This window comes from Pseudonocardia sp. Ae331_Ps2 (genome assembly GCF_001932405.1).
Taxonomy (GTDB): domain Bacteria; phylum Actinomycetota; class Actinomycetes; order Mycobacteriales; family Pseudonocardiaceae; genus Pseudonocardia.
Genome location: NZ_MCIM01000001.1, coordinates 4,479,158 through 4,504,613, shown reverse-complemented (window position 1 = coordinate 4,504,613; position 25,456 = coordinate 4,479,158). Strand labels below are relative to the sequence as shown.

The window sequence follows — 25,456 nt, the reverse complement described above, 5'->3', positions numbered from 1 at the left end:
GGAGCCCTGCTCGCCGCCCGCACAGCCGGGCACACCCACGTGAATCTCGACGGCACCCTGATCGCCACCGACCGGTGCCGCGCGCTCGGCCTCACCCCCGGGGTCGACCTGTGGTGGTCGGGCAAGCACCGCCGCCACGGCGGGAACATCCAGGTCCTCACCGCACCTGATGGATGGCCGCTATGGACCAGCGACGTGCGGCCGGGCCGCGAGCACGACACCCGCTGCGCCCGTACCCACCCCGGGCTGCTCGAGGGCCTGGCCGCGTTCACCGACGACACCCACGCCGCGCTGGGCGACCTCGGCTACGAAGGCGAAGCCGACCGGCTCACCGTGCCCATCAAACTCGCCCCCGGCCGCGGGCAGACGGTCAACCAGCGCACCGTCAACACCCTGCACTCAGCCCTTCGTGCTCTGGCCGAACGCGGAAACGCCCTGCTCAAGACCACCTTCGCCGCGTTGCGGCGAGTCACGCTATGTCCCTGGCGCACCGGCGCGATCACCGCAGCTGCGCTCGTACTACTCCACACCGAGTACGACCGCACGACATGATCAACCCGCTACTGAGAACACCTCAGTGGGTCCTGGGCGATGCCGCCCTGGAGCTGGCCCGCGCCTGGCAGGCCGATCCCTGGGTCGTCCGCGACCGCATGACGGGATGGCTGGCCGAACTCGCCGCGAACGGCTTCGTCCGCCTCCTCGACCGCACCTGACCTGCGGCGATGGTTGCCATGACTCCAGCATGACCACGGTATGACCGTGACATGACCCGCCCCCGGACCTGCCGTGCAGGTGCCCCGGGTGAGCCCCCGACGATGCCGCAGACCGTACTGAGGAAACCCCCAGAATCCGCCCCTCCACACCGTAGTGACACCCATCACACACCGCCCCCTCTCGCCACCCGGCCGAGTGACTGCACAGCCACAGTGTTAAGCGCTTGCGGCCACTCCGCGTTGACGCTCCGGCGTAACGGTTCATAACGTCGGTGGAAGCCGTTCGGCGTAAAGAGTTGATCCTCCCGAACACGCCGGGATCCCGATTCGCAGGGGAGCGACATGAACCAGTCGACGACAGGGACACGCTCGTCACAGTCACGCGGCCCCGGGGCGCACCAGTCCTGCATGGTGTCCCTGGACCGATCGCTGCGGATCGTCGCGGCGAATCAGGAGATGTTCCGGCGGTTCCGTCAGCAGCTGCACGAGGACCTCTGCGGGTCGGCGTTCTGTGACCTGCTCGACCCGAGCGTGCGGACCGCGGTGCACGGTCGGCTGCAGCGGCTGCTCGACGGTCAGCAGTCCCGGTTGAAGGACACCACGGTCACGCTGCAGTCCCCCGAGGGGCAGCTCCAGGGCGAGCTGACCGCGACCCCGTTCGCCCGCGGGGCGGGCCGGATCGAGGGCGTCATCGCCGTCCTCGCGCCGCACGCCGAGCGCGGCGCGCCGGTCCCGCGACCGCGCCGGATCCTGTCCGACATGGACGCCAAGATCCTCGAAGGGGTGGCATCGGGGGCGTCCACCGTCCAGCTCGCCTCGACGTTGTTCCTCAGCCGCGGCGGGGTGGAGTACCACGTCACCTCCCTGCTGCGCCGCATGAAGGTCAAGAACCGTCCGGCGCTGATCTCGAAGGCGTACGCGCTCGGGATGTTCGAGATGGGGTCGTGGCCCCCGCAGGTCGTCGCCGACCACGTGAAGTGAGCGGAGCCGACCGACGGAGGGATGGACATGACCACGACCAGGGACGGCGTCGGCACGACCGGGGACCCCACCGAGCCCGACCTGCGGTCGCGGGTCGGTGAGCTCGCCGAGCTGCGTGAGCAGGCCCGCAGCGGCCCGTCGGCGCAGGCGACCGCGGCCCAGCACGCCCGCGGGAAGCTCACCGTGCACGAACGGCTCGAACTGCTGCTCGACCCCGGTTCGTTCCGGGAGATCGAACGCTTCCGCCGGCACCGCGCCCACGGGTTCGGGCTCGAGGACCGCCGGCCGCACTCCGACGGCGTCGTCACCGGCTGGGGGCGGATCGACGGACGGACGGTCTTCGTCTACGCCCACGACTTCCGCATCTTCGGCGGCTCGCTCGGTGAGGCCCACGCCAGCAAGATCCACAAGGTCATGGACATGGCCGAGGCGGCCGGGGCACCGCTGATCGCGCTCAGCGACGGGGCCGGGGCCCGCATCCAGGAGGGGGTCACGGCGCTCGCGGGCTACGGCGGGATCTTCCGCCGCAACGTCCGCTCGTCCGGGGTGATCCCGCAGATCAGCGTGATGCTCGGGCCGTGCGCCGGTGGCGCCGCCTACTCCCCCGCACTCACCGACTACGTGTTCATGGTCCGCGACGTCGCGCAGATGTACATCACCGGGCCGGACGTCGTGTCCGCGGTCACCGGTGAGGACATCGACCACGAGGGGCTCGGCGGCGCGCACGTGCACGCGACGCGGTCGGGTTCCGCCGGCTTCGTCCACGACGACGAGGCCTCCTGCTTCGCCGACGTCCGGCACCTCGTCTCGCTGCTGCCGTCCAACAACCGGGAGGCGCCACCACGGGTCCAGACCGGTGATCCCGCCGACCGGCCCACCTCGTCCCTGCTGGACCTCGTCCCCGCCGACACGACGCGCGCCTACGACATGCGCGCGGTCGTCGCGGAGATCGTCGACGACGGCGACCTGTTCGAGGTGCACGCGGACTGGGCGCCGAACATCGTCTGCGGGTTGGCCCGGCTCGACGGGCACACCGTCGGGATCGTGGCGAACCAGCCGGCCTCGCTCGCGGGCGTGCTGGACATCGCGGCCTCGGAGAAGGCGGCCCGCTTCGTGTCCACCTGCGACTCGTTCAGCATCCCGCTGGTCACGCTGGTCGACGTGCCGGGCTTCCTCCCGGGCGGCGACCAGGAGCACCGCGGGATCATCCGGCACGGTGCGAAGCTCCTGTACGCCTACTGCAACGCCACGGTGCCCCGGGTGCAGCTGATCCTGCGCAAGGCCTACGGCGGTGCCTACATCGTCATGGACTCCCGCTCCATCGGCGCCGACATCTCGCTCGCGTGGCCGACCAACGAGATCGCGGTGATGGGGGCCGAGGCCGCCGCGAACGTCGTCTTCCGGCGGGAGATCGCCGGCTCGCCGGACCCGGAGGCGACGCGGCTGCAGCGGATCAAACAGTACCGCCAGGAGCTGATGCACCCCTACTACGCCGCCGAGGCCGGCCTGGTCGACGACGTCATCGACCCCGCCGACACCCGGTCCGCCCTGGTCGACGCCCTGGCCGTGCTGCGTGCCAAGCGTGCCGACCTGCCGTTCCGCAAGCACGGGAACCCGCCGACGTGAGCGGCCGCACGACCGCGGGCACCGGCTCCCCCGGGCCGGTGCCGGCGGCGGTCCACGTCCTGCGCGGGCGACCGGACGACGCCGAGCTGGCGGCGCTCGTCGCCGCCGTCCTGGCCGCTCGGCGGCCCGCCCCCGCCACCGCCACGCCGCGGGCCCGGCCGGTGTCGTGGGGCGGCCCGCCCGGCTTCGTCGCTCCGACCAGCTGGATCGGACCGGGCTGACGGCGTCGGTCCGGGATCGCTGTCCCGGACCGGGCCGGCTCTCTCGGTCCGGGCCGGCACCGCCCCGGCCGACGCGGCACTCATCGCCGACGCGGCGCTCACCGCGGGCACCTGCCCGCGATGAGCGCCGCGCCCTCAGCCCTCGTGCGGGAAGGACCGGACCGCGTCGATGATCGCGTCCTGGTCGGCCGTGGACAGCCCGGTGTGGGTGGGCAGGTAGAGCCCGGTCTCGGCGTAGCGGTGTGCGGTGAGCTCCGGCCAGCGCGGGTCGAGGTACATCGGCTGACGGCTCATCGGCTTGAAGAACACCCGGGTCTCCACACCCGCGGAACTCAGGTGCGTGCGCAGGTCGTCACGGCGTTCGTGCAGCAGGTCGTACATCCACAGCACGTCGCGCGGGGGCATGCGGGTCAGGCCCGGCACGTGCTCGAGGCCGGCGTCGTAGCGCTTCTCGATCTCCCGGCGGCGCTCGAGGATCTCGTCGAGGGCCTCGGTCTGGGCGAGCGCCACGGCGGCCTGCAGGTTGGTCATCCGGAAGTTGAAGGCGAGCTTGCGGTGCAGGAACGTGTGGTCGGGGTCGAACGCCATCCCCCGCAGGTGCGCCATCTGGGCGGCGAGGCGCGGGGAGTCGGTCAGGCAGATCCCGCCCTCCCCCGAGGTGATGATCTTGTTGCCGAACAGCGAGAAGCAGGCGATGTCCCCCACCGGGCGGACGCCGTGGGCCTCGGCCGAGTCCTCGACGACGGAGAGGTTGTAGTCGTGCGCCAGGGCCATCACCGCGTCCATGTCGCAGCGGCGGCCGTAGACGTGCACCGGCATGATCGCCCGGGTGCGCGGGGTGATGGCCTCCTCGATCCGGGTGACGTCGATGTCGAGGTCGTCGGCGCAGTCGACGAAGACCGGGGTGGCGCCGTTGTAGGTGACCGCGAACGCCGACGCGATCATCGTGAACTCCGGGACGATCACCTCGTCCCCTGGCCCGATGTCCAGCGCGCGCAGGGCCAGGGTCAGGGCGGTGGTCCCCGACGAGCAGGCCACGCCGTGGGCGGAGCCGTTCCAGTCGGCGAAGGCCCGCTCGAACCGGGCCACGTAGGGGCCCTGCGAGGAGATCCAGCCGGACTCGACGGCGTCGGTGACGTAGTCGCGTTCCCGGTCGGTGAGATACGGCTTGGACACCGGATGGACGATGGTCATGGGCTCCTCGCAGGGGCTGGTGCGGACGCTCTCCCGGCGCGACGCTAGGTCCGCGGCGCCCCGGAATCGCCTAGTACGGGGCGCCGCGCGACCCGGATCGCTCACCCGTCGCCGAGCTCCTGGTCGAGCAGGGCGAACATCTCGTCGTCGGTGGCGTCGGCGAGGTCGACCGAGCCCGCGCTCGCGCCGTCGCGGGCGTGGCGCACATCGGCCCAGCGGTCGCGCAGCGCGTCGAGCCGGCCGGTGACGGTGCGGTGCAGCCGGTCGTCGGCCTCGATCCCGGCCAGGGCCCGTTCGAGCCGGTCGAGCTCGTCGAGCAGGGTCTCGGCCGCCGACGGCGGGTCGAGGTCCAGCTGGTCGAGGACGTGCGCGGCGAGCTCGGCGGGGGTCGGGAAGTCGAACACCAGCGTCGCGGCGAGCCGCAGTCCGGTCTCGGCGGAGAGCCGGTTGCGCAGCTCGACCGCGGTGAGCGAGTCGAACCCGAGGTCGGTGAACGCCCGGTCCGGTCCGATCGCGGACGCGTCGCCGTGGCCGAGCACCTCGGCGGCCCGCTCCCCGATCAGCGTCTCCACGATGCGGGTGCGGGTGCCGGCGTCGGCCGCGGTGAGCCGGGCCAGCAGCTCGGCGGCCCGGGCCGGGTCGGGGGCGCCGCCGGCGTCGCTGCGGGGCCGGACCAGCCCCCGCAGCAGCGGTGGCACCTCGCCGCGGGCGGCGACCGCGGCGGTGTCGAGCTGCAGCGGCAGCACGACGGCGGACCCGGCCGCGGCGCCGGCGTCGAGCAGGGCGAGGCCCTGCTCGACCGGCAGCGGCGGCAGTCCCGCGCGGGCGAGCCGCTCGGCGGCGACGTCGTCGAGCATGCCGGGCCCCCGCCAGGTTCCCCAGGCCAGCGAGACGGCGGGGAGGCCCGCGGCACGACGGCCCGCGGCGAGCGCGTCGAGGAACGCGTTGCCCGCGGCGTAGTTGCCCTGTCCGGGGTTGCCGAAGGTGCCGACGGCCGAGGAGAACAGCACGAAGGTGTCGACGCCGGTCGCCAGCTCGTGCAGGTTCCAGGCGGCGTCGACCTTGGGCCGCAGGACGTCCCGCACCCGCTCGGGGGTGAGCCCGGCGAGCGTCGCGTCGTCCAGGACGCCCGCGGCGTGCACGACGGCGGTGACCGGGTGCTCGTCGAGGACGCGGGCCAGCGCGGCGCGGTCGGCCGCGTCGCAGGCGAGCAGCGTGGCCCCGGTGCCGAGCGCACGGACCTCGTCCAGCAGTTCGGCGGCGCCGGCGGCGTCGGGTCCGCGCCGGCTGAGCAGCACCAGCGTCCGCGCCCCGCGCTCGGCCAGGTGCCGGGCGACGGCACGGCCGAGGCCGCCGGTCGCGCCGGTGAGCAGGACGTCGGCGTCCCGCCACGGGTCGGTGCCCGTGGGCAGCTCGGTGCGGACGAGACGGGGCACGCGGACCTGCCCGTCGCGGACCCGGGTCTCCGGTTCGCCGACCGTGAGTGCGCGGGCCTCCGTGTCTCCGGGTGCCGTGTCCGGGTCGAGGTCGAGCAGGCCGATCCGGCCCGGGTGCTCCGACGCCGCGGAGCGGACCAGGCCGCGCACGGCGGCCACGGCCGGGTCGTCGCCCCGGGTGACGACGACGAGGCGTCCGTCGCCGTCGTGTGCGGCCCACTCCTGGAGCAACGCCAGCGCGCGCCGGGTGAGTGCGTGCGCTCGTGTGGCCTCGGTGCCCTCGGGGCCGGCGTCGAGTGCGACGAGGACGGTGCCGCCGCCGGTGGTGGTGAGCGCGGCCGGGTCGGTGTCGTGGATGTCCACCCAGGACAGTCCGGCGAGCGCGAACGGGTCAGGCCCGACCAGGGTGACGGGGCCCGTGGTGCCGGTCCCGCCGCCGGGGGCCTCGACGTGCTCGACGAGGTAGGCCGTCGGTGCGCCGCCCAGCCGGGAGGGGTCCAGCGGGCGCACGGTGAGCCGGTCGACGGTGACCACGGGCGCGCCGGTGGCGTCGGTGACCAGCACCGACATGGCGTCGCCGGTGGGGCGCAGCCGGGCCAGCGCCGCACCGGTCCCGGAGCGGTGCACGGTGACCCCGCTCCAGGCGAAGGGCAGACCGCCCGCTCCACCGGATCCGTCGCCGGAGAGCATCCAGGCGTGGAGGACGGCGTCGAGCAACGCCGGGTGCACGCCGTAGGCGGCGTCCCGGACGTCCTCGGGGAGCCGGACCTCGGCGTAGACGTCGTCGCCGTCGCGCCAGGCGGAGGTCAGCGCCCGGAAGGCGGGGCCGTAGGCGAAGCCGCGGTCGGCGAGGACGTCGTAGCCGCCGTCGAGCGGGACCGGGACGGCACCGACCGGGGCGTTCGCGGTGTCGCCCGGCGTCCCGCCGGTGCCCGCCGGGGCCAGCAGGCCCTCGGCGTGCAGCGTCCAGGGGTCGTCGCCGCCCGGGCGGGAGTGGACGGCGACGGTGCGCCGGCCGTCCGCGCCGGGCTCGGCGACGGTGACCTGCAGCCGGATCCCGCCGTCGGGGACGACCAGCGGGGCGGCCAGGGTCAGCTCGTCGATGTGCGGGCAGCCGAGCCGGTCCCCGGCGCGGGCCGCGAGCTCGACGAACGCGGTGCCGGGCAGCAGGGTCGCGCCGGCGACGACGTGGTCGGCGATCCAGGGGTGGGTGCCCGCGGAGAGCCGGCTGGTGAACACGACCGCGTCGGACCCGGCCAGGTCGACGGCCGCGCCGAGCAGCGGGTGCCCGGCGGTGCTCAGCCCGAGCCCGTCGGCGTCGCGGGGCAGGGCCGACGGCGACGGCCAGTACCGGCGGTGCTCGAAGGCGTAGGAGGGCAGTGCGGTGCGTCGCCCGCCGGGGGCGGTCGCGGCCCAGTCGACGGTGCCGCCCGCGGTCCAGAGCCGGGCGAGCGCGGTGAGCGCAGTGGCGTCCTCGGCCCGGCCGTCGCGCAGCAGCGGTGCGGCGGCCGCGTCCGGTACGAGGTCGGCGAGCATCGCGGTGAGGACTCCGCCGGGTCCCGCCTCCAGGAAGCGGGTCACCCCGGCCTCGGTCAGCGCGGTGACCCGGTCGGCGAACCGGACCGTGTCCTGGACGTGCGCGACCCAGTACTCCGGGTCGGTGACCTTGGCGGTCGCCTCGCCGCCGACCTCGATCGGCAGCTCCGGCTCGTCGAAGGTCAGCGATCCGACGACGGCGCGGAAGTCCTCCGCCATCGGCTCCATCAACACCGAATGGAACGCGTGCGAGGTGTTCAACCGCTTGTGACGGAACCCCTCCACCACCGCCAGAACCTCGGCCTCCACACCCGACAGCACCACCGACGACGGACCGTTCACCGCCGCCAACGACACCCCACCGGTCAGCAGCGGGACGACCTCCGCTTCGGAGGCCTGCACCGCCACCATCACCCCACCCGACGGCAGCGCCTGCATCAACCGCGCCCGCGCCGCCACCAACACCGCAGCATCAGGCAGGGACAACACACCCGCCACATGCGCAGCGGCGATCTCCCCCACCGAATGCCCCGCGAGCCGATCCGGACGGACCCCCCACGACTCCAACAACCGGAACTGCGCCACCTGCAGGGCGAACAACGCAGGCTGGGCGACACCGGTCGCATCCAGGGCAGCGGGGTCGTCGGAGAACACGACCGCACCCAGATCCGTCAGCGCCGGGTCCGCATCGGCCAGCTCAGCCAGCACCGCATCGAACGCCTCCGCGAACACCGGGAACGCCTCGTACAGACCACGACCCGCACCCGGACGCTGCGAACCCTGACCCGAGAACACCACCGCGGTGCCACCCGGCACGACAGCGCCCCGCGCAACCTCCGACGGCCCCGTCCCGTCGTGCAGCAACACCGCACGGTGATCGAACACCGCACGCGTGGTGGCCAGGGAGAACGCCACATCCACCGGACGCGGGTCGTCCAGCGCCGACATCCGGGCGGCCTGCCCGTCCAGAGCACCGGAGGTACGGGCCGACAGCGGCCACGCGACGACACCCGCCGGCTCGACAGCCGGCTCAGGGGTGTCGGCGGGGGCGGCCTGCTCCAGGATCACGTGGGCGTTGGTGCCGCTGATCCCGAACGAGGACACCGCAGCCCGGCGGGCCCGGCCGGTCTCCGGCCAGGCGGTCGGCTCGGCGACCAGCTCGACCGCGCCCGCGGACCAGTCCACGTGCGACGACGGGGTGCCCGCGTGCAGGGTGGCCGGCACGGTCCCCCGCCGCATCGCCTCCACCATCTTGATCACCCCGGCCACACCCGCGGCGGCCTGGGTGTGCCCGATGTTCGACTTCACCGACCCCAACAGCAACGGGACCTCACGGTCCCGCCCGTAGGTCGCCAGCAACGCCTGCGCCTCGATCGGGTCACCCAGCGCGGTACCGGTGCCGTGGCCCTCGACCACGTCGACGTCGCCGGTGCTCAGCCCCGCTGCGGCGAGCGCGGCGCGGATCACCCGCTGCTGCGACGGGCCGTTCGGAGCGGTCAACCCGTTCGACGCACCGTCCTGGTTCACCGCCGACCCGCGCAGCACCGCCAGGACCTCGTGCCCGTGGCGGCGGGCGTCCGACAGCCGCTCCAACACGACCAGACCGACACCCTCACCCCACCCGACACCGTCGGCGTCGTCGGAGAACGCCTTGCACCGGCCGTCGACGGACAGGCCCCGCTGACGTGAGAACCCGATCAGCGCACCAGGGGCGGACATGACGGTCACCCCGCCGGCGACGGCGAGATCGGACTCCCCCGCACGCAGCGCCTGCGCCGCCAGGTGCAGGGCGACCAGCGACGACGAGCAGGCGGTGTCGACGGTGACCGCGGGCCCCTCGAAACCGAAGGTGTAGGACACCCGGCCGGACGCGACGCTGCCGGAGCTGCCGGTGACCTGGGTCCCGGCGTCGGAGCCGTCGAGCAGGGTGGCGTAGTCGTTGTACATGACGCCGGTGAACACCCCGGTCCGCGAACCGCGCAACGCAGCCGGGTCGATCCCGGCGTTCTCGACGGCCTCCCAGGTGGTCTCCAGCAGCAGGCGGTGCTGCACGTCGGTGCCGACCGCCTCGCGCGGGCTCATCCCGAAGAACGCGGGGTCGAAGTCCCCGGCGTCGTGCAGGAAGCCGCCGTGGCGGGTGTAGGCCGTGCCGGGGTGGTCCGGGTCCGGGTGGTAGAGCGCGGCGAGGTCCCAGCCACGGTCGGTCGGGAACCCGGAGATCGCGTCGGTGCCGCTGTCGACGAGCCGCCACAGGTCCTCGGGCGAGGCGACCCCGCCGGGGAACCGGCAGGCGGTGCCGACCACGACGACCGGGTCGTCGCCGGTCGCCAGGGTGGCCCGGGTACGGGGGCCGGGCACCGCGTCGGTGGTGCCGGACAGCTCGGCGTCGAGGTGGCGGGCCAGCGCGGTGGCGTTCGGGTGGTCGAACACCAGTGTCGCGGGAAGGTCCAGACCGGTGACGGTCTGCAGGTGGTTCCGCAGCTCGATCGCGGCGAGCGAGTCGAACCCGAGGTCGTTGAACGACCGGTCCGGGTCGACGGCCTCGGCATGGGCATGGCCGAGGGCCGACGCGACACGCTCCCGCACCAGGGTCAGCAGCGCGGCGGCGCGGGCGTCGGCGTCGAGGCCGGCGAGGCTCCCGGTCAGCGCCGCGGCGCCGGTGTCGGCGGTGCGGCGGCGGGTCGTGCCCGCGGTGTCGCGCAGCAGGGCGGGCACGGTGTCGGTGCGGGCCCGGACGGCCCGCCGGTCCACGATCATCGGTGCGACGACGGGGACGTCGGCGGCGAGCGCCGCGGAGAACAGCAGCTCGCCGTCCTCCTTCCCGACCGGCGGGACGCCGTGGGCGACCATCCGCGCCCGGTCGGCGTCGGACAGCCAGGCGCCGAGTCCGGCGCCGACGTCCCACAGGGAGAACGCGGTGGCGGTGGCCGGGAGTCCCGCGGCGTGCCGGTGCGCGGCGAGGGCGTCGAGGAACACGTTCGCGGCGGCGTACCCGCCCTGCCCGGCGGCGAGCACCTGCCCACCCGCCGAGGAGACCAGGACGAACGCGGCCAGGTCGGCACCCGCGGTGAGCTCGTGCAGGTACCAGGCGGCGTCGGCCTTCGCCGCGAGGAGCCCGTCGAGGCGCTCCGGGGTCATGGTGGTGACCAGGCCGTTGTCGCCGACACCGGCGGCGTGCACGACCCCGGTGAGCGGGGTGTCCAGACCGTCGAGGAGGGCGGCGAGGGCCGCGCGGTCGGCGACGTCGCAGGCCACGACGTCGGCGGTGGCGCCCAGCGCGGCGAGCTCGGCGACGAGCTCGGCGGCGCCGGGGGCTGCCGGGCCGCGACGACCGGCCAGCACGAGCCGGCGCACGCCGTGCGTGGTGACCAGCCGGCGGGCCATGACGGCGCCGAGCCCGCCGGTGCCGCCGGTGACCAGGACGGTGCCGTCCGGGTCGAACGCCGGGCCGGCCGCGTCCGGGTCGACGGTGACCGGCCGCAGCCGCGGCACCAGCAGGGTCCCGTCGCGCAGCGCCAGCTCGGGCTCGTCGAGCGCGACGGCACCGGCGACGGTGGCGTCGTCGGGGTCAGGGGCGTCGGGGTCGGCGTCGAGCAGCACGAACCGGCCGGGGTTCTCGGCCTGGGCGGCGCGCAGCAGGCCCCAGACCGGGGCGGTCACGACATCGGTGTCGTCCCCGCCCCCGGGACCGGCGGGGACGGCGCCGCGGGTGCGCACGACCAGGGTGGATCCCGAGCAGCGCTCGTCGGTCAGCCAGGCACCAACGGTGTCGAGCACCGCGGCCAGGGTCGCGCGGACCGCGGCCGGGACGTCGACGTCGGCGGGTGCGGCCGGGACGGACAGCACGACCACCGGGGGAACCGGCTCCGTGGGGACGCCGCCCGCCTCCCAGGTCGCGACGGACCCGCCGGCGGCGGGGGCGCCGGCGACCGGCGCGAGGGGCTGCCACACGACGGCGTGCAGGCCACCGCGCGGCGCGGCGAGGGCGGCCGGGTCGACCGGGCGGCCGGTCATCGTCGCGACGTCGAGCACCGGGCGCCCGGCGGCGTCGGTGATCTCCAGCGTGAACGCGGTCGCGGAGGTGCGGACGAGGCGGACCCGCACCCGGGTCGCGCCGACCGCGTGCAGCGCCACTCCCGACCAGGAGAACGGGATGACGGCCTGCTCGCCCTCCCCGGCGAGGATCGCCACGTGCATGGCGGCGTCGAGCAGCGCCGGGTGGATCCCGTACCCGGTGCCCCCGGGCCCGGGGTCCCCGCCGGGCAGCTCGACCTCGGCGAACAGCTCGTCGCCGCGCTGCCAGGCCGCGGTGAGGCCGCGCAGCAGCGGCCCGTAGTCGAACCCGCGGGTGGCGAGTCGGTCGTAGTCGACGGGCAGCGCGACGGCGTCGGCGGGCGGCCACTCGGTGGTGCCTGCCGTCGGCGACGGGGTGCATCCCGGCGTCGCGCCGGTGCCCAGCAGTCCGGTGGCGTGCCGGACCCAGGGCTCGCCCGGCTCGTCGGCGCGGGAGTGGACGGTCACCGGGCGGCGACCGCGCTCGTCGGCGGTGCCGACGGTGACCTGCAGGATCCGGGCGGTGTCGTCGGGCAGGGGCAGCGGGGCGTCGAGGGTCAGCTCGTGCAGCACACCGGAGCCGGTCTCGTCGCCGGCCCGCAGGACGAGCTCGACCAGGGCGCTGCCGGGCACCAGCACCGACCCCAGCACGGTGTGGTCGGCGACCCACGGGTGCGACGCGGTCGAGATCCGGCCGGTCAGGGTGGTGCCGCCGCCGTCGGCGGCGGGGACGACCGCGGCGAGGACCGGGTGGTCGGCGTCGGTCAGTCCGGCGCTGTCCAGGCCCGCCCCGGTGGTGCCGGCGGGCAGCCAGAACCGCTGGTGCCGGAACGCGTAGGTGGGCAGCGTGGTGCGCCGGGCCCCGGTGCCCTCGAAGAGGGCGGCGAGGTCGACGGGGATCCCTCGGGCGTGCAGCCGGAACGCGGCCGCGACGACGGAGTCCTCCTCGTCGCGGCCGGCGCGCAGCGCGGCGACGGCGGGGACGCCCGTCGGCAGGGTGGCGGCCGCGGCACCGGTCAGCGTGGCGTCCGGGCCGACCTCGAGCACGGCCGCGGCGCCGTGCGCGGCGAGCGCGCCGACGGCGTCGGCGAACCGGACGGGGCGGCGGACCTGCTCGACCCAGTAGTCGGGGGTGGTGACCTGCCCGGCGGTCACGAGCCGCCCGGTGACGTCGGAGACCAGCGGCAGCGCCGGCTCGTGGAGGGTGAGCCGGTCGACCACGGCGCGCAGGTCGTCGAGCATCGGTTCCATCGCCGCGGAGTGGAAGGCGTGCGACACGGAGAGCTGCCGGTGCCGCAGGTCGGCCACCGCGGGGAGCACGCTCGCGGCGGGCCCGGACAGCACGACGGCGTCCGGGGCGTTGACCGCGGCGAGCTCCACACCGTCGCCGAGGCGGTCGGCGACGGCGGCCTCACCGGCACGCACCGACACCATCACCCCGCCGGCGGGGAGGGCGGCCATCAGCCGGGCCCGCGCGACGACGAACGCGGCGGCGTCGGGCAGGTCGAACACGCCGGCGAGGTGGGCGGCGGTGATCCCGCCGAGGGAGTGCCCGGCGAGCACACCGGGGGTGACGCCCCACGACTCCAGCAGCCGGTACAGCGCGACCTCGACGGCGAACAGCGCGGGCTGAGCCAGCGCGGTGTCGTCCAGTGCCGCCGCGTCGTCGCCCCACAGCACCTCGGTGAGCGGGCGGTCGAGGTGGCGGTCCAGCGCGGCGGCGACCTCGTCGAACGCGGCCGCGAACGCCGGGAAGCGGCGGTGCAGGGTGCGTCCGGCACCGAGGCGCTGGGCGCCCTGGCCGGAGAACACCATGGCCGGCGGACCGGCGGTGGCGGTCTCGAGGACGGTGCCCGGGGTGGGTGTGCCGTCGGCCAGGCCGCGCAGCGCGGCGACCGGGTCCGCGGGGTCGAGGACCGCGCGGTGGGTCAGCGCCGCGCGAGTGGTGGCCAGCGAGAACGCGATGTCGACCGGCTCGATCCGGGTGTCGGTGCTGTCGGTGCTGTCGGCGGTGGTGGCGCCGTCGACGTGGGCGAGCAGCCGGGCGGCCTGAGCGCGCAGCGCGTCCGGGTCGGCGGCGGACAGGGTCCAGGGCCGGGTGCCGGTGCGCTGCTGCGGAGCGGGCGCGCCGGAGTCCGGGGTCGTGGGTTCGGGCTCGTGTTCGAGGATGACGTGCGCGTTGGTGCCCGACAGCCCGAACGACGACACCGCCGACCGGCGGGCCCGGCCGGTGTCCGGCCACGGCGTCGCCGCGGTGACCAGCTCGACCGCGCCGGAGGACCAGTCCACGTGCGAGGACGGGGTGCCGGCGTGCAGCGTCGCGGGCACGGTGCCCCGACGCATCGCCTCGATCATCTTGATCATCCCGGCGACGCCGGCTGCGGCCTGGGTGTGGCCGATGTTGGACTTGACGGTGCCGAGCAGCACCGGGGTCTCACGGTCCTGGCCGTAGGTGGCGAGCAGGGCCTGGGCCTCGATCGGGTCGCCGAGGGTGGTGCCGGTGCCGTGGGCCTCGACGACGTCGACGTCGCCGCTGGTCAGGCCGGCGGAGGCGAGTGCGGTGCGGATCAGCCGCTGCTGGGAGGGCCCGTTGGGAGCGGTGAACCCGTTGGAGGCGCCGTCGGAGTTGACCGCGGTGGCCCGGACGACGGCGAGCACGGGGTGGCCGTTGCGGCGGGCGTCGGAGAGCCGCTCGACGAGCAGCACCCCGGCTCCCTCGCCCCAGGCGACGCCGTCGGCGTCGTCGGAGAACGCCTTGCACCGCCCGTCGGCGGACAGCCCGCGCTGGCGGGAGAAGTCCACGAACATACCCGGGGTCGCCATCACCGTGGCGCCGCCGGCCACGGCCAGGTCGCACTCACCGGAGCGCAGCGCCGTCACGGCCAGGTGCAGCGCGACCAGCGAGGAGGAGCAGGCGGTGTCGACGGTGACGGCCGGGCCCTCCCACCCGTGGGTGTAGGCGATCCGTCCGGAGACGACCGAGCCACCGGAGGTTCCCGACGCGGACACGCCGAGTGCGTAGTCGTGGTACATGACGCCGGTGAACACGCCGGTGCGCGAGCCGCGCAGCGACGCGGGCGGGATGCCGGCGGCCTCCAGCGCCTCCCACGAGGTCTCCATCAGCAGCCGCTGCTGCGGGTCGGAGTAGAGCGCCTCGCGCGGGGAGATGCCGAAGAAGTCGGCGTCGAAGTCGGCGGCGTCGTGCAGGAAGCTGCCGCGGCGGGTGTAGCTGCGGCCCTCGACGCCCGGCTCGGGGTCGTACAGGCCGGGGTCCCAGCCGCGGTCGGCGGGCCAGTCGCCGACGGTCTCGGCCCCGGCGGCGACGAGGTCCCACAGACCGGCGGGTGAGGTGACCCCGCCCGGGTAGCGGCAGGACATGCCGATGACGGCGATCGGCTCGTCGTCGGTCGTGGTGCGCGCGGGGCGGTCCCGGCGGGTGCCAGCCGCGGCGGTGCCGAGGTCCGCGCCGCCGAGGTCGGCGGCGAGGTCGGTGAGCAGCGCGGTCGCGACGGCGGTGGCGTCCGGGTGGTCGAAGGCGAGCGTGGCGGGCAGGGAGAGCCCGGTCGCGGCCTCGAGCCGGTTGCGCAGCTCGATCGCGGCGAGCGAGTCGAAGCCGAGCTCGGAGAAGGCGCGGGTCGGTTCGACGGCGTCCGGGCCGGGATGCCCGAGGACGCCGGCGACCTCGGTGCGCACGAGCTGCAGGACGGTGTGCTGCCGTTCGGCGGCCCCCGTCCCGGCGAGCCGGGCGGTGAGCTCCCCGCGGGCGTCGGCGGTGCCGCTGCGGGTGGCGGCGGTGCGACGGCCCGGGGCGAGATCGCGCAGCAGCGCCGGGACGCCGTCGGTGCGGGCACGCAGCGCGGCACGGTCGACGGTCATGGCCAGGGCCAGCGACCGGGGTGTGTCGAGTGCGGCGGAGAACAGGGCCAGTCCCTCGTCGGCGCCGACGGCGGGCAGTCCCTGGGTGGCGAGCCGGGTCCGGTCGGCGTCGCCGAGCCGCGCGCCGAGGCCGGCGCCGACGTCCCAGAGCGAGAACGCGACGGCGGTCGCCGGTCTGCCGCAGGCGAGGCGGTGTGCGGCGAGGCCGTCGAGGAAGGTGTTCGCGGCGGCGTAGCCGGCCTGCCCGGCGGCGAGCACCGAGCCGCCCGCCGAGGACAGCAGCACGAACGCGGCCAGGTCGGCGTCGGCGGTGAGCTCGTGCAGGTGCCAGGCCGCGTCGGCCTTCGGGGCGAGGACGGCGTCGAGGCGGTCGGGCCCCAGGTCGGCGAGCAGGCCGGCGTCGCCGGTGCCCGCGGCGTGCACGACGGCGGTCAGCGGCCGGTCGAGCCCGTCCAGCAGGGCCGCGAGCGCGGCCCGGTCACCGGCGTCGCAGGCCACCACCCGGACCTGCGCACCCAGGGCGGTGAGCTCCTCGGCGAGCTCGCGGGCGCCGGGGGCGTCCGGTCCGCGTCGGCCGGTGAGCAGCAGGTGCCGCGCGCCGCGGTCGGTGACCAGATGCCGGGCGACGACCGCGCCCAGGCCGCCGGTGCCGCCGGTGACGAGCACGGTGGCGTCGGGGTCGAGTGCCGGGGCGCTCTCGCCGTCGGGGGCGGGCAGCGCGGTCACCCGGGGCACGAGGACGGCGCCGTCGCGGACGGCGGCCTCGGGCTCGCCGGACGCGGCGACCGCGGCGGCCGCGGCGGCCTCGGCGGCCTCGGCCTCGGTCGGCGTGGACGTCGCGACGGCCGGGTCGAGGTCGAGGAGCACGACGCGGCCGGGGTGCTCGGCCTGCGCTCCGCGCACCAGGCCCCAGACGGCGGCAGCGACGGGGTCGGTGTCGTGGCCGGACGTGGTCGGGGCGGGCACGCCGCCGCGGGTGGCGACGACGAGCCGGGACGCGGCGAGCCGCGCGTCGGTGGTCCACTGCTGCAGGGCGGCGAGCACGGTCGTGAGCCGCTCGCGCAGGGTGGCGGGGACGTCGGCGCCGTCCGGGGTGGCGGGGACGGTCAGCAGCACGACCGGCGGGACCTCATGGTCGGCGGCCCCGCCGGCAGCACTGTCGTGCCCGACCGCCGTCTCCCAGGTGCCGGTGGTGTCGGTGGAGGGAGTGAGCGTCGCGCGGCGCCAGTCGACGCCGTACAGCGGAGCGACCGGGGCGGTGAACCGCTGCGCTGCGGCGGGGCGGGATGTGACGGTGCCGACGGTGAGGACGGGGCGTCCCGCGGTGTCGGCGAGGTCGAGGCGGCGCCCGGCGCCGGAGCGCACGAGCCGCACGCGGGCCGCGGACGCGCCGGTGGCGTGCAGGGTGACGTCGCCCCAGGCGAACGGGATCTCCACCTCGTCCGCGCCGGAGCGGGCGCCGCGCAGGAGCGCGGCGTGCATGGCGGCGTCGAGCAGGGCCGGGTGCACGCCGAACCCCGCGGGCGGGGCCGGGGTGGTGATCTCGGCGAGGAGGTCCTCACCGTCGGACCAGGCCGCGGTGAGTGCCCGGAACGCGGGGCCGTAGCCGAGACCCGCGTCGGCGAGGACGTCGTAGGCGTCGTCGACCGGGATCGGGGTGGCCCCGGCGGGCGGCCAGGCGCTCAGGTCGGCCGGGACGGTGGTGCCTGCGGCGGTGAGGACGCCGTCGGCGTGCCGGGTCCACGGCGCGTCGGTGCCGTCGGGGCGGGAGTGGATCCCCAGGGGGCGGGTGCCGTCGGCGCGGGCCGGGGCGACGGCGAGCTGCAGGACCAGCGCGCCGCGCTCGGGCAGGACCAGCGGGGCGAGCAGGGTGAGCTCGGCCAGCGCCGGGAGGTCGAGCTCGGTCCCGGCGTGCAGTGCGAGGTCGACCAGCGCGGACCCGGGCAGCACGGTGGCGCCGTGCACGGTGTGCTCGGCCAGCCACGGGTGGGTGGCGGTGGAGATGCGTCCGGTGAGGACGGCGGTGCCGTCCTCGGCGACGGGCACGACGGCGCCGAGCAGCGGGTGTCCGGTGGCGCGCAGGCCTGCGGCGGCCACGTCGGCGCCGCCGGTGGCGGCGGGCCAGAACGTCTGCCGGGCGAACGGGTGGGTGGGCAGGCGGACGGGGCGGGCGCCGGCGGGGCGCAGCAGGGCGGCCCAGTCGACGTCGGTGCCGCGGACGTCGAGCCGGGCCAGCGCGGTGAGCAGGGTGTGGGTCTCGTCCCGTCCGGCCCGCAGCACGGGGACCGCGTCGAAGCCCTCGGGCAGCATCCCGGACAGGGTCGCGTCCGGTCCGAGCTCGAGAACCCGGGTGACGCCGCGGGCGGTGAGGGTCTCGGCCATGTCGGCGAACCGGACGGTGTCGCGGACGTGGGCGACCCAGTAGCCGGGGTCGGTGACGTGGCCGGGGTCGGCGATCCGGCCGGTCCGGTTGGACAGCAGCGGCAGCAGCGGCTCCGCCGGGTCCAGGTCGGCGGCGACGGCGGCGAACCGGTCGAGCATCGGCTCCATCAGCGGCGAGTGGAAGGCGTGCGACACGGCGAGCCGCCGGTGCCGGAATCCCGCGGCGACGGCGAGCGCCTCGTCCTCGTCGCCGGACACCACGACCGAGTCGGGGCCGTTGACCGCCGCGATCGCGACGCCGGGGGTGAGCAGCGGGCGGATCTCGTCCTCGCTCGCGCGGACGGCGAGCATGGCCCCGCCGGTGGGCAGGGCCTGCATGAGCCGGGCGCGGGCGCCGACCAGGGCGCAGGCGTCGGCGAGGGACAGCACGCCGGCGACGTGGGCGGCGGCGATCTCACCGACGGAGTGACCGCCGACGACGTCGGGGGTGACGCCGAGGCTCTCGACGAGCCGGTGCAGGGCGATGCCGAGTGCGAACAGCGCCGGCTGTGCGGCGCCGGTGGCGTCGAGAGCGGCGGCGTCGTCGCCGTGCAGGGCCTCGGCGACCGGCCGGTCCAGGTGCGGGTCGAGCTCGGCGTCGACGGCGTCGAACGCCGCGGCGAAGACCGGGTGCCGTGCGTACAGCTCGCGGCCGGCGCCGAGGCGCTGGGCGCCCTGCCCGGGGAACAGCATCGCGAGCGGCCCGGGGCTCGCGATCCCCCGGGCGACCTCGACCGGCTCGCCGCCGGCGGTGTGCAGCAGCACGGCGCGGTGCGGCAGCCGGGCGCGGCGGGTGGCGAGGGTCCAGGCGGTGTCGAGCGGGTCGGTGCCCGCGCTGGTGAGCCGGGCGATCTGCCGGTCCAGGGCGTCGGCGGAGCGGGCCGAGACGGTCCAGGGCAGCACGGCGGGGACCGTGCGCTCCCCCGGCCCGCTGTCGGCGGTGGCCGGGGCCTGTTCGAGGACGACGTGGGCGTTGGTGCCGCTGATCCCGAACGAGGACACCGCGGCACGGCGGGCGCGGCCGGTGTCCGGCCAGGCCCGCGGGGTGGTGGCGAGCTCGACGGCGCCCGCGGTCCAGTCGACGTGCCGCGACGGGGTGCCGGCGTGCAGGGTCGGCGGGACCGTGCCGTGCCGCAGCGCCTCCACCATCTTGATCACTCCGGCGACACCGGCCGCGGCCTGGGTGTGCCCCAGGTTCGACTTCACCGACCCGAGCAGCAGCGGGGTGTCCCGGTCCTGCCCGTAGGTGGCCAGCAGCGCCTGCGCCTCGATCGGGTCGCCCAGTGCGGTGCCGGTGCCGTGGGCCTCGACGACGTCGACGTCGCCGGTGGTCAGCCCGGCGGCGGCGAGCGCGGCGCGGATCACCCGCTGCTGCGACGGGCCGTTCGGAGCGGTCAACCCGTTCGACGCACCGTCCTGGTTGACCGCGGACCCGCGCAGCACCGCCAGGATCTCGTGCCCGTGGCGGCGGGCGTCCGACAACCGCTCCAGGACGACGAGGCCGACGCCCTCGCCCCAGGCGACGCCGTCGGCGTCGTCGGAGAAGGCCTTGCAGCGCCCGTCGGAGGAGAGCCCGCCCTGGACGGCGAACTCGGTGAAGGTCCCCGGCGAGGACATGACGGTGACGCCGCCGGCGAGGGCGACGTCGCACTCGCCGGTCCGCAGGGCCTGCGCCGCGAGGTGCAGGGCGACCAGCGACGACGAGCAGGCGGTGTCGACGGTGACGGCCGGCCCCTCGAACCCGAAGGTGTAGGACACCCGGCCCGAGGCGACGCTGGGTGAGCTGCCGGTGCCGCGCTGGCCCTCGAACCCGTCGGCGGCGAGGAGCTGGGCGTAGTCGGCGTACATGACGCCGGTGAACACGCCGGTGGCGCTGCCGTGCAGCGCGGTCGGGTCCATGCCGGCGCGTTCGAGCGCCTCCCAGGTGGTCTGCAGGAGCAGCCGCTGCTGGGGGTCGGTGGCCAGCGCCTCGCGCGGGCTCATCCCGAAGAAGGCGGGGTCGAACTGGGCGGCGGTGTGCAGGAAGCCGCCCTGGCGGCAGTAGCCGTCGTCGGCCGTGGTGTCGGGCCAGCCGCGGTCGGTGGGGAACCCGGTGACGGCGTCGGTGCCGTCGACGACGAGGCGCCACAGGTCCTCGGGGGTGTCGACGTCGCCGGGGAACCGGCAGGCGGTGCCGACGACGACGATCGGGTCGTCGTCGGTCGCGGCGGCGGCGCGGGTGGCCGGGGCCGCGGTGGCGGCGCCGCCGAGGCGGGAGTGGAGCAGCTCGGCGACGGCGTCGGCGGTGGGGTGGTCGAAGACCAGGGTGCTGGGCAGGGTGAGGCCGGTGGCCTCGGCGAGCCGGTTGCGGAGCTCGACGGCGGTGAGCGAGTCGAAGCCCTGCTCCTGGAAGGGGCGGCGGGGTTCGACGGCGTCCGGGTCGGTGTGCCCGAGGACGTCGGCGACGGCGCCGCGGACGAGGGTGCGCAGGGCGGGCAGGTCGGTGCCGGTCCGCTGCGCGCCACGGCGGCCGGGGCGGCGGGTGCCGGTGCGGGGGCCGGTCAGCGCGGTGAGGAGCGGGTGCACCCGGGTGCGGGCCCGCAGGGCGGGCAGGTCCAGGCGCATCGGGAGCAGCACGGGGGTGGTGTCGGCGGGGGCGGTGTCGAGGGCGGTGTCGAACAGGGCGGTGTCGAGGAGGGCGAGGCCGTCGGCGATCGACAGCGGTGGGGTGCCTGCCCGGGTGACGCGGGCGAGGTCGGTGGCGCCGAGGCTGCCGGCGAGCCCGACGGAGGGTTCCCAGGCGCCCCAGGCCAGCGACAGGGCGGGAGCACCGTGGCGGGTGCGGTGGACGGCGAGTGCGTCGAGGAAGGCGTTGCCCGCGGCGTAGGCGGCCTGGCCGGGGTTGCCCAGCGTCCCGGCGGCACTGGAGAACAGCACGAGCCGGGCGGTGGGGAAGGTCTCGTGCAGGGCCCAGGCGCCGTCGACCTTGGGGGCGAGGACGCGGTGGAGCCGGTCGTCGTCGAGGGCGGCGACGGTGGCGTCGTCGAGGACGGCGGCGGCGTGCACGACGGTGTCGACGGTGTGGGTCGCGGCGATGCGGTCGAGCAAGGCGCGGTCGGTGACGTCGCCGGTCTCGACGGTGACCGTGGCGCCGGCGGCGGCGAGGTCGGCGGCGAGGTCGTCCGTTCCGGCGACGGTGCTGCCGCGGCGCGAGAGCAGGACGATGTCGGTGACGTCGTGGGTGGTGGCCAGGTGGCGGGCGACGAGGGCGCCGAGACCGCCGGTGCCGCCGGTGATCAGCACGGATCCGCCGGGGGCGCCGGGTCCGTCGGTGGTGGTGTCGGGTGTCGTGGTGTCGGATGTCGTGGTGTGCCGGGCCACGCGCGGCAGGAGCAGGGTGCCGTCGCGCAGGGCGAGCTGCGGCTCGCCGGTGATGAGGGCGTGGGTGAGGGCGGCCGCGACGGCCGGGGTGGCGATCGTGGCCGGATCGGTGGGCGCCGGGTGGTCGGTGAGGGCCGGGTCGAGGTCGAGCAGCACGATGCGGCCGGGGTGTTCGCTCTGTGCGGAGCGGACGAGTCCCCACACGGCGGCGGCGGCGAGGTCGTGGCCGGTGGTGGCGCCGCGGGTGACGACGGCGAGCCGGGTGTCGGCGGGGGCGTCGTCGCCGGTCCAGGTGCGCAGTGCGGCGAGGACGGTGCGGGTGGCGGTGTGGGCGCGTTCGGCCGGGTCGGTGCCGGTGGCGGTGTCGGTCTGGGTGTCGGTCTCGGTGTCGGTGTCGGTGTCGGTGTCGACGACGAGCACGGCGAGGTCGGCGTCGGTGTCGGTGCTGGACGGGCTGTCGGGGTCGAGGACGGTGATCCGGGCCGGGGTGGTGTCGGTGCCGGTGGTGGGGGTCCAGTCGAGGACGAACACGGCGTCGTCGGCGGGCCGGTCGGCGCCGGGGAGGGTGGCGGGGCGGGTGACGAGTGCGTCGACGTCGGCGACGGGGCGGCCGTCGGTGCCGGTGAGGGTGACGGCGACGGTGTCGCCGTCGGCGCGCAGCCGCACCCGCAGGGTGCCGGTGGCGCGGGTGTGGAGGGTGGCGCCCTGCCAGGTGAAGGGCAGCCCGCCGCGGTCGCCGTCGCCGAACGCCGCGGCGTGCAGTGCGGCGTCGAGCAGGGCGGGGTGCAGGTGGTGGCGGGTGTCGGTGGTGTCGGGGGGCAGGGCGATCTCGGCGAGGACGTCGTCGCCGCGGTGCCAGGCGGCACGCAGGCCGCGGAAGGTGGGGCCGTAGTCGAACCCGTCGGCGGCGAAGCGGTCGTAGGTGCCGTCGAGGTCGACGGGCCGGGCGTCGGCGGGCGGCCAGGGCGCGGTGTCGTGGTCCGGGGTGGGGCCGCCGGGTGCGATGGTGCCGGTGGCGTGCCGGGTCCAGGGGCGGTCGGCGTCGGGGTCCGCGGGCCGGGAGTGGAGGTCGGCGCTGCGTCGGCCGTCGGTGTCGGGGGCCCCGAGGTGCAGCTGGATCTCGACGGCGCCGTGCTCGGGGAGGACCAGCGGTGCGGTGAGGGTGAGGTCGTCGATGCGGTCGCACCCGGTGTCCTGTCCGGCGTGCCAGAGGGCCTCGACGACGGCGGCGCCCGGTACGAGGACGTGCCCGTGGATGCGGTGGTCGGTGAGCCAGGGGTGGGTGTGCCGGGAGAGTCGTCCGGTGTAGACGGTCTCGTCGCCGGGGAGGTCGACAGCGGCGCCGAGCAGCGGATGCCCGACGGCATGCAACCCCGCAGCAGCCAGGTCACGCGACCCACCACCCACAGCAGGCCAGTAACGACGGTGCTCGAAAGCGTAGGTGGGCAACTCGACGACGCGACCACCGGATGCGGTGGCAGTCCAGTCGACCGCGCCACCGGACACCCACACCCGGGCCAGCGCCGTCAGTGCGGCCGTGTCCTCGGGCCGACCGTCACGCAGCACCGGTGCCGCCGTCGCGTCCGGCACCAGCTCGCCGAGCATCGCCGACAACACACCACCCGGCCCCACCTCCACGAACCGGGCCACACCCGCAGCCGACAACCCAGCAACCCGATCGGCGAACCGCACCGTGTCCCGCACATGCGACACCCAGAACTCCGGATCGGAGACCTCCCCCGCCACCTCCACCGGCAGCCCAGGCTCCTCGAAGGACAGCGACCGGACGACAGCCCGGAACTCCTCCAACACCGGCTCCATCAACACCGAGTGGAACGCGTGCGAAGTGTTCAACCGCTTGTGCCGGAACCCCTCCGCCACCGCGACAACCTCGGCCTCCACACCCGACAGCACCACCGACGACGGACCATTCACCGCCGCCAACGACACCCCACCGGTCAGCAGCGGGACGACCTCCGCTTCGGAGGCCTGCACCGCCACCATCACCCCACCCGACGGCAACCCCTGCATCAGACGCGCCCGCGCCGCCACCAGCGCCGCAGCATCCCCGAGGGACAACACACCGGCCACATGCGCAGCCGCGATCTCCCCCACCGAATGCCCCGCCAGCCGATCGACCCGCACCCCCCACGACTCCAACAGCCGGAACTGCGCCACCTGCAACGCGAACAACGCCGGCTGCGCAACACCCGTCGCATCCAAAGCGGCCGGATCCTCGGAGAACGCCACCGCACCCAGATCCGCCAGGACCGGGTCCGCATCGGCCAGCGCGGACAGCACCGCGTCGAACGCCTCCGCGAACACCGGGAACGCCTCATACAGACCGCGGCCCGCACCGGGACGCTGCGACCCCTGACCGGAGAACACCACCGCCGTCCCACCCGACACCACGATGCCCCGCGCGACCTCCGACGGTCCGGTCCCGTCGTGCACCAACACCGCACGCTGGTCGAACACCGCACGCGTCGTCGCCAGGGAGAACGCCACGTCCACCGGACGCGGGTCGTCCAGCACCGACATCTGCGCGACCTGCCCGTCGAGCGCGGCCACCGTGCGCGCGGACACCGGCCACGCCGCGGTCGCGGGCAGTGCCGGGGCCGGCTCCGGCTCCGGCTCGGCAGCGGGCTCGGGGAGCTCCAGGACGACGTGCGCGTTCGTCCCGGACACCCCGAACGACGACACCGCGGACCGGCGGGCGTGACCGGTCTGGGGCCAGGCGGTCTCCTCCGACACCAGCGTGACGGCGCCCGCCGACCAGTCGACGTGCGACGACGGGGTGTCGGCGTGCAGGGTCGCGGGCACGATCCCCCGCCGCATCGCCTCGATCATCTTGATCACCCCGGCCACGCCGGCGGCGGCCTGGGTGTGCCCGATGTTCGACTTCACCGACCCCAGCAGCAGCGGGGTCTCGCGGCCGGGGGCGCCGTAGGTGTCCAGCAGCGCCTGGGCCTCGATCGGGTCGCCCAGCGCGGTGCCGGTGCCGTGCGCCTCGACCACGTCGACCTCGCCCGGGCCCAGCCCGGCCGCGGCCAGCGCGGAGCGGATCACCCGCCGCTGCGACGGGCCGTTCGGCGCGGTCAACCCGTTCGACGCACCGTCCTGGTTCACCGCCGAGCCGCGCACCACGGCCAGCACCTCGTGTCCGAGGCGTCGGGCGTCCGACAGCCGCTCCAGCACGATCATGCCGACGCCCTCGGACCAGGCCACGCCGTCGGCGTCGTCGGAGAACGCCTTGCACCGGCCGGCGGAGGACAGGCCGCCCTGCCGGGCGAACTCGGCGAACGCGTGCGGGGTCGACAGGACCGTGACACCGCCGGCGACGGCGAGATCGCACTCCCCCGCACGCAGCGCCTGCGCGGCCAGGTGCAACGCCACCAGCGACGACGAGCACGCCGTGTCGACGGTGACGGCAGGCCCCTCCAGCCCGAAGGTGTAGGACAACCGGCCGGACAGGACGCTGGCCACCAGACCGGTGTCGGCGTGCCCCTCGTCGTCACCGAGCAACGCGGCGTAGTCCTGCCCGTTCGTGCCGACGAACACCCCGGTGGCGGTGCCGCGCAGCCCGACCGGGTCCAGGCCGGCCCGCTCCCACGCCTCCCAGGTGACCTCCAGCAGCAGCCGCTGCTGCGGGTCCATGCCCAGGGCCTCGCGGGGCGAGATGCCGAACAGGGCCGCGTCGAAACCGGCGACGTCGTCCAGGAAGCCGCCGCGGGTGGAGACCCCGTCGAGCTCCGGCGCGCCCAGGTCCCAGCCCCGGTCGGTGGGGAACGCCGAGGTGGCGTCGGTGCCGGAGGCGACCAGCTCCCACAGCTCCTGCGGGGAGGAGACACCACCGGGGAACCGGCAGCCGGACCCGACGATCGCGAGCGGCTCGGTGCGCTGCGCCTCCAGCTCCGCCACCCGCTCGCGGGTGCGGCGCAGATCCACGGCGACCCGCCGGAGCCGGTCGACGACCTTGTCCTGCTGCTCGTCCTGCACTGCTGCTCCTCGATTCCTGCCGGTCGCCGGGATGGGGTCG

7 protein-coding genes are annotated in these 25,456 nt (G+C 75.8%); 5 read left to right on the top strand and 2 right to left on the bottom strand.

Annotation, left to right across the window (positions count from 1 at the left end; genetic code table 11):
* The 5 genes from Ae331Ps2_RS30615 to Ae331Ps2_RS21330 all read left to right on the top strand — a co-directional run.
* Positions 1 to 552, top strand: a 552-nt coding sequence (locus tag Ae331Ps2_RS30615; RefSeq protein WP_254864911.1) for a transposase family protein, incomplete at its 5' end; no start/stop codon positions are given.
* On the top strand, positions 549 to 713 hold the full coding sequence (locus tag Ae331Ps2_RS32165; RefSeq protein ID WP_170917083.1) for a hypothetical protein: 165 nt from the start codon (positions 549 to 551) through the stop codon (positions 711 to 713). The genes Ae331Ps2_RS30615 and Ae331Ps2_RS32165, both read left to right, overlap by 4 nt.
* A gap of 408 nt (positions 714 to 1,121) precedes the next feature.
* Entirely contained in the window at positions 1,122 to 1,694 is a 573-nt protein-coding gene (locus Ae331Ps2_RS21340) for a LuxR C-terminal-related transcriptional regulator (protein ID WP_158071499.1), read from the top strand.
* Between the two features lie 21 nt (positions 1,695 to 1,715).
* Positions 1,716 to 3,320, top strand: a complete 1,605-nt coding sequence (locus Ae331Ps2_RS21335) for an acyl-CoA carboxylase subunit beta (protein WP_369804840.1) — start codon at positions 1,716 to 1,718, stop codon at positions 3,318 to 3,320.
* Entirely contained in the window at positions 3,317 to 3,541 is a 225-nt protein-coding gene (locus tag Ae331Ps2_RS21330; RefSeq protein WP_075306855.1) for an acyl-CoA carboxylase epsilon subunit, read from the top strand. Before Ae331Ps2_RS21335 ends, Ae331Ps2_RS21330 begins: the two co-directional genes overlap by 4 nt.
* 135 nt (positions 3,542 to 3,676) lie before the next feature.
* Here Ae331Ps2_RS21330 and Ae331Ps2_RS21325 read toward each other — a convergent pair whose 3' ends face one another.
* Together Ae331Ps2_RS21325 and Ae331Ps2_RS21320 are read right to left on the bottom strand one after the other, a co-directional pair.
* A complete protein-coding gene (locus tag Ae331Ps2_RS21325) occupies positions 3,677 to 4,735 on the bottom strand; it encodes a DegT/DnrJ/EryC1/StrS aminotransferase family protein (protein ID WP_075306857.1) in 1,059 nt (352 codons plus the stop codon).
* A 101-nt stretch (positions 4,736 to 4,836) separates the two neighbouring features.
* On the bottom strand, positions 4,837 to 25,416 hold the full coding sequence (locus Ae331Ps2_RS21320; RefSeq protein ID WP_075329781.1) for a type I polyketide synthase: 20,580 nt from the start codon (positions 25,414 to 25,416) through the stop codon (positions 4,837 to 4,839).
* Positions 25,417 to 25,456: the final 40 nt, after the last annotated feature.

Bases quoted from the DNA above. Each gene is read 5' to 3' on its own strand.
- Ae331Ps2_RS32165 (WP_170917083.1), top strand. From the start codon at position 549: ATGATCAACCCGCTACTGAGAACACCTCAGTGGGTCCTGGGCGATGCC.
- Ae331Ps2_RS21340 (WP_158071499.1), top strand. From the start codon at position 1,122: ATGGTGTCCCTGGACCGATCGCTGCGGATCGTCGCGGCGAATCAGGAG.
- Ae331Ps2_RS21335 (WP_369804840.1), top strand. From the start codon at position 1,716: ATGGACATGACCACGACCAGGGACGGCGTCGGCACGACCGGGGACCCC.
- Ae331Ps2_RS21325 (WP_075306857.1), bottom strand. From the start codon at position 4,735: ATGACCATCGTCCATCCGGTGTCCAAGCCGTATCTCACCGACCGGGAA.